General features: G+C 64.3%; 1 protein-coding gene. It reads left to right on the top strand.

Translation table 11 applies throughout. The features are described 5' to 3' along the window. Positions 1-544: ABC transporter permease (locus tag EOA36_RS36755; RefSeq protein ID WP_145969572.1), on the top strand; the 544-nt coding region annotated here is incomplete at both ends.

Genomic DNA, 544 nt, shown 5'->3' with positions numbered 1-544 from the left:
GTCGGCTATGACGCCAAGAAGCGTACCTGGCCGGCCGAATTCAACGTCTTCCTGGCGCTCGTCATCCTCGTCGTCATCTTCGAGCTGATCGGCCGGATCTTTCTCGGCGACAGCTTCCTGTTCAACACCCGCAGCGACGTCTCCGGCATCTTCAACGAGGCGCGGCTGCAGATCATCATCCTGCAGGTGTCGATCGTCGGCATCATCGCCATTGGCGTCACGCAAGTGATCATCACCGGCGGCATCGACCTGTCCTCGGGCTCGATCGTCGGCGCGACCGCCATGATCGCCATGAGCTTCGCCCAGGTCGCGACCGTCAACGGCAATCCCAATCCCAAGGCGATGTTCCTGGCGCAGGGCTGGACCGACCTGCCGGTGATCGTGCCGGTGCTGGTGGCGATCGGCTGCGGCCTGCTCGCCGGCCTCGTCAACGGCGCCCTGATCGCCTACACGCGCATCCCGCCCTTCATCGCCACGCTCGGCATGATGGTCACCGCGCGCGGCATCGCCAAATGGTGGTCGAAGGGGCAGCCGATATCATTCC

This window comes from Mesorhizobium sp. M8A.F.Ca.ET.021.01.1.1 (genome assembly GCF_003998025.1).
Lineage (GTDB): Bacteria > Pseudomonadota > Alphaproteobacteria > Rhizobiales > Rhizobiaceae > Mesorhizobium.
This window is presented reverse-complemented; position numbering and strand designations above follow the sequence as displayed.